A 12,194-nucleotide genomic window follows, 5' to 3' on the forward strand; every position below is an offset into this window, starting at 1 on the left:
GGGGAGGGGTCTTTTGGTTTCCCGCGAATTGAACAGACTACCGCGCCGCCCAGTTGGCGCCGCGGCGGAAGATCGTCTTCATCTCCGGGACGTCGAATTCCTTGGCCTGGTGACCGAGCGAGGAATAGAAGACGCGGCCCTTGCCGTATTTGCGCTTCCAGACGACAGGCATGACGACGCCGTCGATCCAGTAGGCGTGTTCGCCGGTGAACCTGGTCGTTGCCAGAACCTCGTTGGAGGGGTCGACATGCATGTAATATTGCTCGGAGGTGTAGGGAAAATCGGCAATCCCCTCCATCAGCGGATCATCCGGCCGGGTGATGTTGACGGTATAGTCGATGATGTTGCCGGGATGGGCCACCCACTGGCCGCCGATGATGAATTGATAGTCGACGGAGTCGCGGAAGGCATCGCCGGCGCCGCCGTGATAGCCGGCAATGCCGACGCCGCTTTCGATTGCGGCGGCGAGGTTCTTGACCTCCTCCTTCTCGATCTTCGACATCGTCATGATCGGCACGACGAGGCTGAGATCATGGACCGAAGGGTCGGCAAGCGCCTCGGTTCCGTGTTCGAGATAAACCTTGAAACCGTCTTCCTCGAGCATGGTCTTGATGATTTCGGCGCATTCCTGCGGCTCGTGTCCGCTCCAGCCACCCCAGACGATCAGTGCTTCACGCATTCTCTTTCCTCCTGAAACTTATTTCGCCAGCCGTCCGTCGACGATCGATTGGGACAACGGGGCGGGGCGTTCCACCGCCGTGGTGATCGTCACCGTTCGGCCGGTCTCGGACGCTGTATGGAAGGCTTCCATGACTTCGAGCACGTGCAGCGCCAGGTCGCCATTGGCGCGGTGCGGCCGGTTCGAGCGGATTGCATGCGCCATGTCGGCGACGCCGAGCGAGCGGAAATTGCCTTCGGCATAGGGCGCGGTGACCGGCTGGTCCTCGAAGGCGCCGCCCTTCTTCAGATACTCGACAGGACCGGCAAACTTGTTGGGATCCGGGACGATAAGCGTGCCCTCGGTTCCATAGACTTCGAGCGGCACATGCTTGTGGCCGGCGACATCGAAGCTCATGGCGATCTGCACGACCGCGCCATTGGCAAAAGCCATCATGCCGGCGACATGGGTCGGCACATGCACGGCGATACGCTCGCCATTACGCGGCTCGCTGGTAATAAGCCGTTCGGCCCGTGGCGTCGTCGCAAAGCCCGCGACCTGCGATACCGGCCCGAGCAGATTGACGAGATCGGTAATGTAATAGGGACCCATGTCGAGCATCGGCCCGCCGCCGACCTCGTAATAGAAGGCCGGGTTCGGATGCCAGCGCTCATGGCCCGGGCACATGAAGGTGGCCGATCCGCCGACCGGTTGGCCGATGACGCCCTGGTCGATCAGCGCACGGGCCGTCTGGTGGCCGCCACCGAGGAAGGTGTCGGGCGCCGCGCCGATACGCAGATTGCGGGCGCGCGCCGCCTCGGCCAATTTTTTCCCTTCCGCGAAATTAATCCCGAGCGGCTTTTCCGAATAGGTATGCTTGCCGGCCTCGATCGCCTGCAGCGCCACGGCGACATGGGCTTTGGGGATCGTCAGATTGACGATGATTTCGACCTCAGGGTCGGCAAAAAGTCCCTCGACCGTTTTGGCGGGAACGTTGAATTCCCGCGCCTTCGCCTCCGCCAGGTCCCGGTTGAGGTCGGCCACACCGCGAATGTCGAGAATGGGAAAGGAGGCCATCGCTGTGAGATAGGCGCCCGAAATATTGCCGCATCCGATGATGCCGATACCGACTCTTTCCATGAATTCCTCCATCTGATCGTGATTGTGACCCCCGTCAGAGCGCCGGCCCGGTGGTGCTCCAGGGCGATTCGTAGAGTTCGTAGAGCGCCACCGCGGCCGCACCCTGCGCCCAGAAATCATCGCTCGAATCGTCGAAGACGAGTTCGCTCACCCCCTTGAGCGATGGCGGAATGGCAAGCGCATAGGCGTCTCGGAGACTGTTCAAAAAGGGTTCGCCGAGCGCCAGGCTCGACCCCACCAGTATGACGCGCGGCGGCGCAAACAGCGTGACGATATTGGCGATCGTCAAGCCGACGGCTTCGCCGGCGCGGATCGCGGCGCTGATCAGCCGGTCGTCGTCAGCCTTGATCAGCGCCTGGGCGTGCGTCATGCCGCGGCCGAGCCGAATCGCTTCGGCAAAACGCCCGTCGGCCTGATGTTCGCCGAGAATGGCGCTTTCGCCGGCCTGGCTGGAGAGCCGCATGACGCCGTTCGGCCCCATGCCGAGCACCAGGTCGCCGAGATTGTGGCTGAGGCCGCCGGCGCCGCGAAACAGGCGGTTGCCGTGCAACACGCCGAGACCCAGCGTCTGCTCCAACGAAATCAACACCATATCCTCGAGATCCCTGGCTCTTCCGAACCAGTGATGGCCAAGCGTAATGGCATGCGCGTCGCTTTCGACGATGGTCGGCGTCGACAGCCGCGTCGACATTTCGGCGGCAAAATCGACATTGGTGTCGCGGAAGATCGGGCTGCTTCTTATGTAGCCGGTGCGATGTTCGATGACCCCGGGAAAGCCGAGGCAGACGCTGTCGACATCCTCGAGCGACAGTCCGGCATCGACGACGCAGCGCCTGACCCCGTCCTCGACGAGATCGGCGATGACGCCGATCGGCTGCCGGTCGATGCGGATCGGCAGAGCGAGCTTCGACAGCACGTCGCCGCGGAAATTGGTGACGACGAACACCATCCGGTTGGCGGCGATCTTGCCGCCGACGACGCGGGCGGCATCGGGATTGAGCTCCAGCGCCACGCGCGGCCTGCCGCGCACCGCCTCGTTGCGGATGTCGCCTTCGTGACGCGGCAGGATCAGCCCATCGTCGAGCAGCGAGGCGGTAATAGCGGAAACGGTGGTGGTGGAAAGCTCGGTCCGTTCACTGATCTCGATGCGCGAGATTGGACCATGGCGCCGGACGGTATCGAGCACGTTCAAGCGGTTGATCGCGCGCATCAATTCTGGATCTGCAGTCTTCATGAAAATCAGCCGGCGGTCGTTTAGTTGGGCGGAAGCCAATATTTTTAACGGGTTACGAAATAAATAGCAGGCAATTCCAGGCGCCTGTCAAGCGCATTTGCTAAAAATAGCGGCGATTGGGTTGACATCCGACGAAACCTCCGTTGAATTAATCCGCATCGGGGAAAAAATTGTGAGGATAGGTCCCCAGGGAGGAAATCATGAATTTCATGCTGAAGAACGCCGGTTTCGGCGGCAGGCGCATCGTATCTATGGCCGCGGCAGCCGGCATGTTGCTGGCCGGAGCAGGAGCCGCCTCGGCGACGACGGTGGTCAAATGGCTGCATCTCGAGCTCGATCCGAAAAACGTCGCGGCCTGGGAGGATATCGTCAAGAAATACGAAGCCCAGCATCCCGATGTCGATATCCAGATGCAGTTCCTCGAAAACGAGGCCTTCAAGGCCAAGCTTCCGACATTGCTGCAGTCCGACGACGTGCCGGATTTCTTTTTCAGCTGGGGCGGCGGTGTGTTGAAGCAGCAGTCCGAGACCGGCGCGCTGCAGGATGTGACGGCAGCTCTCGACGCCGATGGCGGCAAGCTGCGCAAGGCCTATACCCCGGCCTCGGTCGATGGCCTGACCTTCGACGGCAAGACCTGGGCCATTCCCTACAAGGTCGGTCTTGTCAGCTTCTTCTATAACAAGGCGCTGTTTGCCAAGGCTGGCGTCAAGGCCGAAGACATCAAGACCTGGACTGATTTCCTCGCTGCGGTGAAGAAGATCAAGGCGGCCGGCATCGTGCCGATTGCCGGCGGCGGCGGCGAGAAATGGCCGATTCACTTCTACTGGAGCTATCTCGTCATGCGCGAAGGCGGCCAGAAGGTCTTCGAAGCGGCCAAGAACGGCGAGGGCGAAGGTTTCCTCGATCCCGCCATCATCAAGGCCGGTGACGACCTCGCCGAGCTCGGCAAGCTCGAGCCTTTCCAGCCCGGCTATCTCGGCGCCACCTGGCCGCAGACGCTCGGTGTCTTCGGCGACGGCAAGGCTGCGATGATCCTCGGCTTTGAAGCGACCGAGGCCAATCAGCGAAAAAATGCCGGCGACGGCAAGGGCCTCTCCCCGGATAATATCGGCCGTTTCGTCTTCCCAACGGTCGAGGGCGGCGCCGGCAAGCCGACGGATACGCTTGGTGGTCTGAATGGCTGGGCCGTCACCAAGAAGGCCTCCAAGGAAGCGATCGATTTCCTCGCTTTCCTGACGAATGCGGAGAATGAGCGGGCGATGGCCAAGGCTGGCATGTTGCTTCCCGTTGCCGTCGGCGCCGATGACGGCGTCGTCAACCCGCTGCTGGCCGAATCCGCCAAACAGCTGGCCGGTTCAACCTGGCATCAGAACTTCTTCGACCAGGATCTCGGCGCAGCCGTCGGCCGTGTCGTCAACGACGTCTCGGTGGAAATCGTCTCCGGACAGATGAACTCCAAGGACGGCGCCCAGATGATCCAGGATGCTTTCGAGCTGGAACAATAACCAGCGCCTGCAGAACCTTCCGGCGCTCCTGCCAATTGGGAGCGCCGGCATCGCTGCCGACGAGATGCGAAAGCAGGAACCATGGCCAATATCTCAGTCCTATCGACACCGAGCGCCGCAAGGCCGGCAAGACGAGCCGTAAACCGAAAGAGTTCAGTCGCCCACGACCGGTTGACGGTTCTATTGCTCTTCCTGCCGCCGGCGCTGCTGCTGTTCACGCTCTTCGTCATCATGCCGATGGGCGAGGCGGCCTGGTACAGCCTCTACAAATGGAACGGCTACGGCACGCCGACCGAGTTCATCGCCCTGCGGAATTTCCAGGTGCTGTTCCGCAACGCGGCCTTCACCCAGGCGCTGGTCAATAACGGCCTGATCATCGTCATCTCGATCTGCATCCAGGTGCCGCTCGCCATCTGGCTTGCCACCATGCTCGCCCACCGCATTCCGGGCGTCGTCGGCTATCGCCTGATCTTCTTCCTGCCCTATGTGCTGGCCGATGTTGCCGCAGGCCTGATCTGGCGTTTCGTCTATGACGGCGATTACGGCCTGTTTGCCGCCGTCTCCAACTTTTTCGGCTTCGCCAACCCGTACGTGCTCGCCGACAAGGACGTGGCGATCTACGCCGTGCTCGGCGTCATCGTCTGGAAATATTTCGGCTTTCACATGATGCTCTTCATCGCCGGCCTGCAATCGGTCGACAAGAGCGTGCTGGAGGCGGCTGAAATCGACGGCGCCACCGGCTGGCAGAAATTCCGCTACGTCACGCTGCCGCTGCTCGGCTCGACCTTGCGCCTTTCGATCTTCTTTGCCGTTGTAGGCTCGCTGCAGCTCTTCGACATGATCATGCCGCTGACCGGCGGCGGGCCGTCAAACTCGACGCAGACGATGGTCACCTTCCTCTACACTTATGGCGTCATGCGCATGCAGGTCGGCTTGGGCAGCGCCGTCGGTGTGGTGCTCTTCATCATCTGCGTGACGCTCGCCTTCGGTTACAAAAGGATCTTCATGCGCCATGACTGACATGAGCTCTTCCATCCGCATGCGCGCGTCGACCCGCATCTATCTCTATGTGTCGCTGAGCCTGATTGCCGCCATCGTACTGATCCCGCTGCTGACGACGGCCCTTGGCGGCTTCAAGACGCTGGGCGACCTGCGCACCAATCCCTTCGGCCTGCCGACGGAATGGCAATGGGCGAATTATACCGACATCCTGTTCGGCGAACGCTACTGGCTGCAGATCGGCAATTCGCTGATCATCGCCGCGCTCACCGTGCTGCTGACGCTGATCGTCTCGTCGATGGCAGCCTTCGCCTTTGCCCATGTCCGCTTCTTTGGCTCGTCCTTCCTGCTCAATTATTTCCTGCTCGGCCTGATGTTTCCGGCAGCGACCGCGATCCTGCCGCTCTTCATCCGCATCCGCGATCTCGGCTTGCTGAACACCTATTGGGGCGTGGTGCTGCCACAGGTGGCCTTCGGGCTCGGCATGAGCATCCTCTTGTTCCGCAATTATTTCCGCAATCTGCCGGAGGAATTGTTTCAGGCGGCCTTCGTCGATGGTTGCGGTTATCTCAGGTTCTTCTGGCATATCTCGCTGCCGCTTTCGCGGCCGATCGTCGCCACCGTCAGCATCATTTCCTTCGTCGGCAGCTGGAACAGCTACATCCTGCCGCTGATCATGCTGAACTCGGAATCGAAATATCCCTGGCCGCTCGGCATCATGGTCTATCGCGGCGAATACGGCACGGAATGGCAGCTGGTGCTGGCCTTCATCACGCTCACCATCCTGCCGACGATTATCGTCTTCTTCGTCGCCCAGCGGCACATCATCGCCGGCTTGACAGCCGGCGCCGTCAAGTCCTGAGCCGAACTATTGGAGCTGCAATCATGGCATCCGTTTCACTGCACGATGTGACTAAGGCCTATGGCGCCGTCGACGTCATCCACGGCATTTCGCTGCATGTCGAGGACGGCGAATTCGTCGCCCTCGTCGGGCCGTCCGGCTGCGGAAAATCGACGCTGCTGCGGATGATCGCCGGGCTCGAGGAGATCACCGACGGCGAGATGTCGATCGGCGGCAATGTCGTCAACGGCATGACGCCGCGCGAGCGCAATATCGCCATGGTCTTCCAGTCCTACGCGCTTTATCCGCATATGACGGTCGCCGAAAACATGGGTTTCAACCTGAAGCTTGCCGGCGTTCAGAAGCCTGAGATCGAGGCGCGCGTTGCTGAAGCCGCCCGCATGCTCGATCTCGCCCAGTTGCTCGACCGCAAGCCGGCCCAGCTTTCCGGCGGTCAGCGCCAGCGTGTCGCCATGGGCCGCGCCATCGTGCGCAATCCGGCGGTCTTCCTGTTCGACGAGCCGCTCTCCAACCTCGATGCCAAGCTCCGCGTGCAGATGCGCTCGGAGATCAAGACGCTGCACCAGAAGGTGAAAACCACTTCGATCTATGTCACCCACGACCAGATCGAAGCAATGACGCTCGCTGACCGCATCGTCGTGCTCAATCAGGGCAGGGTGGAGCAGTCGGGCACGCCGCTCGAACTTTACAAGAAGCCGGCCAACCTCTTCGTCGCCGCCTTCATCGGTTCGCCGGCGATGAACATGCTTGAGGGTACTGTCGACGGTGAAAACGGTGCGCCCGCCGCCCGCCTCGAAGACGGCACGGCGATTCGCATCGCACCCGACCGCAGGGTCAGGCCCGGCCAGGCCATCACCATCGGCCTTCGTCCGGAACATCTCGTTCCCGGCCTTTCAGCCGGCACACCGCTCGCCGGCCGCACCATGCTGGTCGAACCGACCGGCGCCCAGACCCATGTGGTCTTCGATCTCGCCGGCCAGCAGGTCACGGCAATCGTCGACGGCGAATACCCCGCCCGCTACGGCGCGGTGTTCGAGGCAAGCATTGCCAGTGATCAGGTGCATGTCTTCGACCGCGGCAGCGGGGTGGCGCTGTAGGCGTGGTTCTCATTCAGCCCAACAACGACCGGACCGCCGGGTAAGCGCAGTCACCAAGACCTGATGAAAATGGGACTAACTCCTCTTTCGTCATGCTCGGGCTTGTCCCGAGCATCTGCCACGGGTCGATGCACAGCAGATCCTCGGCACAAGGCCGAGGATGACGTCGAGAGTGAGGAGCGAGGTCTCTCAACAAATTGAGCCGCTGGAAGAGTCTGCGGCGGCAGTGCCACCGCCGTTCCCGGTCACGGCTATTATTCCGCTGCGATCCGCGAGAGGCCATTGGCCTGCACGATTTTCTCCAGCAGCGCCAGTTCCTCCTGGGTGAGGTCCGTCAACGGCGGCCGCACGGGGCCGGGGTTCTGGCCGAGGACGCGAAGACCCGCCTTGATGATTGAGACGGCATAACCCTTCTTGCGGTTGCGCAGGGCGACGAAGGGGAAGAAGAAGCTCTTGAGGATCTCGTCGACGGTCGCCTGGTTGCCGGTGCGCAGCGCCCCGTAAAAGCGCTGAGCGAGGGCAGGGACGAAGTTGAAAACTGCGGACGAGTAGGTCGTCACGCCGGCGGCGAAATAGGCTTGCGCATAGACCTCATGGGTCGGCATGCCGCCGACATAGACGAGACGGTCGCCAAGCAGCGTGGTGATCTCGATCACCTTGTCGACGTCGCCGACGCCGTCCTTGAAGCCGATCAGGTTCGGGCATTCCTCGGCGAGCCGCGCGATGCTTTCGGCGGTCAGGACGGCATTGTCGCGGTTATAGACGATGACGCCGATACCGACCGACTGGCAGACCGCCTTGACATGGGCGATCAGGCCGGCCTGTTCGGCAAACATCAGATAGGGCGGCAGCAGCAGCAATCCGTCGGCGCCGGCCTTTTCGGCGGCCTGGGCGATCTCGATGGCAAGCGACGTGCCGTAGCCGGTTCCGGAGATGATCGGCGTATTGCCCGCCGACACCTTGGCGGCTCGGACGACCTGAGGGATTTCGGCCGGGTTGAGCGAGAAGAACTCGCCGGTGCCGCCGGCGGCAAACAGTGCGGCGGCGTCGTAACCGGCAAGCCACTCGACATGACGGCGGTATTTCGCCTCGTCGAATTTAAGCTGATCGTCGAAATGGGTGACCGGAAACGAGAGCAGGCCACTGCCGACGGCCTTTTTCAATTCGATCGGGTTCATCATCAAGTCCTATTCCTTAGGTGTTGAAAATCATGTCAGGCATTCTCGAGCACTTGCAGAAGTGCCGCGATGTAGCCGTAACAAAAGGCGAATGCGGTGGCGGACGGGTCCTGGCCGCTGACGGTCGGCACATGATCGGGCATCAGCATGTATTTGTAGCCGACTTCCTTGTAGATTCTGGCCGAGCGGACCATGTCCATGTCGCCCTCGTCGGGGAAGGTCTCCATGAAGGACAGCTTGCCGCCGCGGATGTTGCGGAAGTGGACGTTGAAGATCTTGCCGCGCTCTCCGAACCAGCGAATGATGTCGTCGATCTCTTCGCGGGGATTTTCAAGCATTTCGCCGACCGAACCCTGGCAGAAATTGAGGCCGTGATACGGGTTTTCGCGCATCTGCACGAACTTCTTCAGGCCTTCCACCGTGCCGAGCACACGGGTGACGCCGCGATAGCCGGGCGGTGTATAGGGATCGTGCGGATGGCAGGCGAGGCGGACGCGATTGCTTTCGGCGACGGGCACGACCCGTTCGAGGAAATAATCGATCCGCTCCCAGTTCTCGTCTTCGGAAAGCACCCCAGCAAGGCCGGGTGCTGCCTGCTGATCGGTCTTCTCCCAGCGGAAGCTCGCATTCATCGAGCCGCCGCGCCCCGGCTCATCCGGGGTACGGGGAATGCCGATCAGGTTGAGATTGTATTTTACCGCCGGAATGCCGGCCTTTGCGACATTCTCGATCATTGTGCACACGGCATCGATCTGCCGATCGCGCTCGGGGCCGGCGAGCAGAATATCGGGAAAGGAGGCCTTCTCGATCGGCTGCGAGGGTAGGGGGAGCTGGATCATGTCGAGGATCAGGCCGAAGCTCTCGACCTTGTCGCGATGACGCTCGATATCGGCCAGCGTCCAGCTGCTCGGCTTGCCCGGCGGGTCGGCGCTGATATGCTTGACGCCCAATTGCGCAAAGATGCGATAATCGTCGTCATCGCGCGCCGCCACCTGTGTTCCCAGATACATCGGAGACCCTCTCAAAGTTCATCAATGTCGTATGACATAATATGAATTTCTGAGAGTGTCGAGCCCTATTGCTGTTCGGCGAGCATGCGGTAGCGACGCTGGCTTGCCATCAGATGCGCGCGCATCGCCTGACGGGCGCGTTCCGGGTCCTGATCGGCGATCGCCGACAGAATCTCGACATGTTCGGCATAGACCTTTTGCAGGTATTCGCGATCATTGGCTTCGGGCAGGGTCGGGAACTGGCCGCGCGGAATGGCGCGTGGGCCGAAATGGCGCAGGACGTCCACGTAAAAGCGGTTGTTGGTGGCGGCGGCGACCGCCATGTGGAAGGCGTAGTCCGCTTCCACGGTCTGCTGTCCGGTCTCGATCATGCCCGCCATTTTCCGATTGGCCTCGCGAATCGCCGCCTCCTGCTCGGCGGTGCGGCGATAGGCGGCAATGGCTGCCGCCTCACCCTCGGTCGCCATGCGGAACTCCAGCAACTCAAGGGTTTCCGGAATACTTTTGATCTCGACCGGCGTCAGCGACATCACGGTATTTACCTTCGGGTCCGCGACGAAGACGCCTTTGCCCTGGATCGGCCGGACGAAACCCGCCGCCCGCAAATCGGCGATGGCCTCGCGCACGACGGTGCGGCTGACGCCGAAGGTCGATTCGAGCTGGGGTTCGGTCGGCAACTGATCGCCGACGCGCAGTTTCCCGGTTTCGATTTGCGCCCGCAGCTGATCGATGACCTGCTGCGCCAGTCTTTGCCGACCACGGCCGAGTGCTGTCATTCTTCGTTCCCCAGTTCCTTGGCTCACGTCTCCCGCTCGGCACTTGCAAATCGAATTCGACTTCGATAAATCATAATACGACATACGGGCGACATAATATGTCTCTTATAGTAATCCAGGGAGGAGTTGCAATGAAGCATTTTTCTAAGAGCCTGTTCGTCGGCGTCGTCTTCGGTGCTCTGACGATCGCTGCGCCGCTCTCGTACGCCGCCACCCCGAAGGACCAGCTGGTGATCGGAACATCATTGGCGCAGGTCCTGTCGCTCGATCCGCATCAGGCGACCGAGGGCAAGGCGGTCGAGATCATGTCGAACCTTTATGACCGGCTGGTCAACAGCACGCCGGATGGCAAGATCGTGCCGCAGCTGGCCGAAAGCTGGAAGATCGACGACAAAGGCATCAGCTTCACGCTGCGTCAGGCCAATTTCGCCTCCGGCAATCCGGTGACCTCTAAAGATGTCGTCTATTCGCTGGCGCGGCTCCTGAAGCTCGACCAGGCTGCCGCCGCCAACCTCAAGCGCGTCGGCTACGACAAGACCAATGTCGACAAGCTCGTCACCGCAGTCGATGACAAGACGGTGCGCATCGATTTTTCCGGCCAGGTGACCGCCGAGATGCTGCTCTACCGACTCGCGGCATCGACCACCAGCGTGGTCGACAGCGTCGAAGTCGAGAAGCATGTCACCGACAACGACTGGGGAAATGCCTGGATGCGCACGCACTCCGCCGGCTCCGGTCCGTTCACCCTGAACCGCTGGTCTCCGAACGAACTTGTCATTCTCGACGCCAACAAGGATTACGTCACCGGCGCTCCGAAGATGAAGCGCGTTATCGTCCGCCATGTCCCGGAAAGCCAGGTCGAGCGGCTGATGCTGGAGCACGGCGACATCGATATCGCCAGCGCACTGACCGCCGCCGATCTCGCCACCTTCAAGGACAAGCAGGGCTTTACCATTCAGCGTATTCCGACAGGCGGCTTCTATGTGCTGTCGATGAATGCCGGTAACCAGTACCTGTCCAATCCCAAGGTCCGCGAGGCGATTGCCTATGGCATCGACTATAAGGGCATCGAGAAGACGATCATGGGGCCCTACGGGCGGGCGAGAAACGTCCCGGTTCCGGAGAATTTCGAATCTGCGATCCCGAACCCCGACTGGAATCTCGATGTCGAAAAGTCCAAGCAGCTGTTGGCCGAAGCAGGGTTCAAGGACGGCTTCTCGCTGACGCTGAAGACGATCGCGCAGACGCCGCGCATCGATCTTGCCACGGCCATCCAGGCATCGCTCGCTCAGGTCGGCATCAAGATCGACATCCAGCAGGGCAACGGCTCGGAAATCATCGCCGCTCATCGCGCCAGGGATTTCGATCTGCTGATCCCGCAGACCAGCGCCTACATGCCGAACGTGCTCGGCTCGATGGAGCAGTTCTCCTCCAATCCCGACAACTCGAAGGAAGCCAACAACGCCGGTAACTTCGTCTGGCGCTCGGCCTGGGACATTCCCGAACTCACGGCGCTGACGGCCAAGGCTTCGATGGAGCCGGACGCCAAGAAGCGCGGCGAACTCTATGTCGAGATGCAGAAGATGTTCGTCGAGCAGAAGCCGGCGGTGCTGCCGATGTTCGAGCGTTTCGAGCCGATCGTCCTGTCGAGCAAGGTTGAGGGCTATGTCGGGCATCCGACCCAGCTGACGCGCCTCGAGAACGTCACGAAGACTGAAGCCCAGTAATACTCCCG

The 12,194-nt window shown here is 61.3% G+C and carries 11 protein-coding genes; 5 read left to right on the plus strand and 6 right to left on the minus strand.

The window, feature by feature from the left end:
• Nucleotides 1–37: 37 nt before the first annotated feature.
• The 3 genes from RHE_RS10500 to RHE_RS10510 are packed head-to-tail and all read right to left on the minus strand — an operon-like array spanning nucleotide 38 to nucleotide 3,032.
• The gene (locus RHE_RS10500; protein ID WP_011425318.1) at nucleotides 38–679 is read right to left on the minus strand and encodes a ThuA domain-containing protein; all 642 of its coding nucleotides are present in this window, start codon (nucleotides 677–679) and stop codon (nucleotides 38–40) included.
• Between the two features lie 18 nt (nucleotides 680–697).
• Entirely contained in the window at nucleotides 698–1,798 is a 1,101-nt protein-coding gene (locus RHE_RS10505) for a Gfo/Idh/MocA family protein (protein WP_011425319.1), read from the minus strand.
• A gap of 34 nt (nucleotides 1,799–1,832) precedes the next feature.
• Nucleotides 1,833–3,032, minus strand: a complete 1,200-nt coding sequence (locus tag RHE_RS10510; RefSeq protein WP_011425320.1) for an ROK family transcriptional regulator — start codon at nucleotides 3,030–3,032, stop codon at nucleotides 1,833–1,835.
• Nucleotides 3,033–3,232: 200 nt separating this feature from the next.
• Here RHE_RS10510 and RHE_RS10515 point away from each other — a divergent pair, with 200 nt between their 5' ends.
• The 4 genes from RHE_RS10515 to RHE_RS10530 all read left to right on the plus strand — a co-directional run bounded on the left by RHE_RS10515 (nucleotide 3,233) and on the right by RHE_RS10530 (nucleotide 7,495).
• Nucleotides 3,233–4,537 carry an extracellular solute-binding protein gene (locus RHE_RS10515; RefSeq protein WP_011425321.1) on the plus strand — a complete coding sequence of 435 codons (1,305 nt, stop codon included), beginning with the start codon at nucleotides 3,233–3,235 and terminating at the stop codon, nucleotides 4,535–4,537.
• Between the two features lie 81 nt (nucleotides 4,538–4,618).
• On the plus strand, nucleotides 4,619–5,557 hold the full coding sequence (locus tag RHE_RS10520; RefSeq protein WP_011425322.1) for a carbohydrate ABC transporter permease: 939 nt from the start codon (nucleotides 4,619–4,621) through the stop codon (nucleotides 5,555–5,557).
• On the plus strand, nucleotides 5,550–6,398 hold the full coding sequence (locus RHE_RS10525) for a carbohydrate ABC transporter permease (RefSeq protein WP_011425323.1): 849 nt from the start codon (nucleotides 5,550–5,552) through the stop codon (nucleotides 6,396–6,398). Before RHE_RS10520 ends, RHE_RS10525 begins: the two co-directional genes overlap by 8 nt.
• 23 nt (nucleotides 6,399–6,421) lie before the next feature.
• On the plus strand, nucleotides 6,422–7,495 hold the full coding sequence (locus tag RHE_RS10530; protein WP_011425324.1) for an ABC transporter ATP-binding protein: 1,074 nt from the start codon (nucleotides 6,422–6,424) through the stop codon (nucleotides 7,493–7,495).
• Between the two features lie 254 nt (nucleotides 7,496–7,749).
• Here the strand turns inward: RHE_RS10530 and kdgD are convergent, their stop codons facing one another.
• The 3 genes from kdgD to RHE_RS10545 all read right to left on the minus strand — a co-directional run bounded on the left by kdgD (nucleotide 7,750) and on the right by RHE_RS10545 (nucleotide 10,459).
• Complete coding sequence (kdgD, locus tag RHE_RS10535; RefSeq protein ID WP_011425325.1) at nucleotides 7,750–8,676, minus strand: 5-dehydro-4-deoxyglucarate dehydratase; 927 nt, start codon at nucleotides 8,674–8,676, stop codon at nucleotides 7,750–7,752.
• 32 nt (nucleotides 8,677–8,708) lie between these two features.
• On the minus strand, nucleotides 8,709–9,683 hold the full coding sequence (locus RHE_RS10540; RefSeq protein WP_011425326.1) for a mannonate dehydratase: 975 nt from the start codon (nucleotides 9,681–9,683) through the stop codon (nucleotides 8,709–8,711).
• Between the two features lie 65 nt (nucleotides 9,684–9,748).
• Nucleotides 9,749–10,459 carry a FadR/GntR family transcriptional regulator gene (locus tag RHE_RS10545; RefSeq protein WP_011425327.1) on the minus strand — a complete coding sequence of 237 codons (711 nt, stop codon included), beginning with the start codon at nucleotides 10,457–10,459 and terminating at the stop codon, nucleotides 9,749–9,751.
• Nucleotides 10,460–10,590: 131 nt separating this feature from the next.
• On the opposite strand from RHE_RS10545, the gene RHE_RS10550 reads away from it, so the two are divergent.
• Complete coding sequence (locus RHE_RS10550; RefSeq protein ID WP_011425328.1) at nucleotides 10,591–12,186, plus strand: ABC transporter substrate-binding protein; 1,596 nt, start codon at nucleotides 10,591–10,593, stop codon at nucleotides 12,184–12,186.
• The last annotated feature ends 8 nt before the right edge of the window (nucleotides 12,187–12,194 follow it).

Origin of the sequence: Rhizobium etli CFN 42 (assembly GCF_000092045.1) — a bacterium.
Taxonomy (GTDB): domain Bacteria; phylum Pseudomonadota; class Alphaproteobacteria; order Rhizobiales; family Rhizobiaceae; genus Rhizobium; species Rhizobium etli.

Excerpts from the sequence above, each read along its gene's own strand:
- RHE_RS10500 (WP_011425318.1), bottom strand. The coding sequence starts at position 679 with ATGCGTGAAGCACTGATCGTCTGGGGTGGCTGGAGCGGACACGAGCCG.
- RHE_RS10505 (WP_011425319.1), bottom strand. The coding sequence starts at position 1,798 with ATGGAAAGAGTCGGTATCGGCATCATCGGATGCGGCAATATTTCGGGC.
- RHE_RS10510 (WP_011425320.1), bottom strand. The coding sequence starts at position 3,032 with ATGAAGACTGCAGATCCAGAATTGATGCGCGCGATCAACCGCTTGAAC.
- RHE_RS10515 (WP_011425321.1), top strand. The coding sequence starts at position 3,233 with ATGAATTTCATGCTGAAGAACGCCGGTTTCGGCGGCAGGCGCATCGTA.
- RHE_RS10520 (WP_011425322.1), top strand. The coding sequence starts at position 4,619 with ATGGCCAATATCTCAGTCCTATCGACACCGAGCGCCGCAAGGCCGGCA.
- RHE_RS10525 (WP_011425323.1), top strand. The coding sequence starts at position 5,550 with ATGACTGACATGAGCTCTTCCATCCGCATGCGCGCGTCGACCCGCATC.
- RHE_RS10530 (WP_011425324.1), top strand. The coding sequence starts at position 6,422 with ATGGCATCCGTTTCACTGCACGATGTGACTAAGGCCTATGGCGCCGTC.
- kdgD (WP_011425325.1), bottom strand. The coding sequence starts at position 8,676 with ATGATGAACCCGATCGAATTGAAAAAGGCCGTCGGCAGTGGCCTGCTC.
- RHE_RS10540 (WP_011425326.1), bottom strand. The coding sequence starts at position 9,683 with ATGTATCTGGGAACACAGGTGGCGGCGCGCGATGACGACGATTATCGC.
- RHE_RS10545 (WP_011425327.1), bottom strand. The coding sequence starts at position 10,459 with ATGACAGCACTCGGCCGTGGTCGGCAAAGACTGGCGCAGCAGGTCATC.
- RHE_RS10550 (WP_011425328.1), top strand. The coding sequence starts at position 10,591 with ATGAAGCATTTTTCTAAGAGCCTGTTCGTCGGCGTCGTCTTCGGTGCT.